This window comes from Halorubrum sp. Atlit-28R, assembly GCF_003665955.1.
In the GTDB taxonomy this organism is placed as follows: Archaea; Halobacteriota; Halobacteria; order Halobacteriales; family Haloferacaceae; genus Halorubrum; species Halorubrum tropicale.
The window spans coordinates 1-487 of sequence record NZ_QPLS01000170.1 but is presented as its reverse complement, the minus strand read 5'-3'; the positions used below and the strand labels follow the sequence as shown (position 1 = coordinate 487).

Sequence of the window (487 nt, the reverse complement as noted above, 5' to 3'; positions counted from 1 at the left end):
AGGTTCCCTCAAGCGAAGACTTCCCGCAGGGACTGAAATACATCTTTCAGTACATGGACGCTGAAGGCGACACACTCCTGCGGTATGATAACTCGCCGTACCACTTGGATGTTGGTCGACACCACCGACATACACCAGAGGGCGACATCACGAAGTTGGAGTTCACAGGGCTGTCCGACCTAGTCAACGATTTCCAAACCGAGGTGAACGAGATCTATGAGCAACGAACCAACTGACACTGAACCGACGCACGACGAATTCACTCCCGACCCGGACGAGGTCGAGTACCCTTCGACTCTCCGTATCACGTCGCTCCCAGCAGAACAGGCGCAGGCGGCGGCTCTTGAGCGGGCCGAACGGTGGGAGCAGGGTGAAGAGGTACCGCATGTCGTCAACTTCGAGGATCGGACGCGGCTCCGCCAACTGCTAACCGACCGGCGGATGGAACTCCTCGAAGAGGTGATGGAACGCCCGCCCGAGAGTATCC

The 487-nt window shown here is 58.1% G+C and carries 1 protein-coding gene and 1 pseudogene; both read left to right on the top strand.

Going from position 1 to position 487, the window contains the following annotated elements; all coding sequences use genetic code 11:
• Positions 1-236 (top strand): DUF6516 family protein (locus tag DVK06_RS19450; RefSeq protein WP_121601149.1); only part of this gene is annotated, 236 nt, incomplete at its 5' end.
• Positions 217-487 (top strand): annotated as a pseudogene (locus DVK06_RS17375) (transcriptional regulator); the annotation flags it as partial. The gene DVK06_RS19450 and the pseudogene DVK06_RS17375, both read left to right, overlap by 20 nt.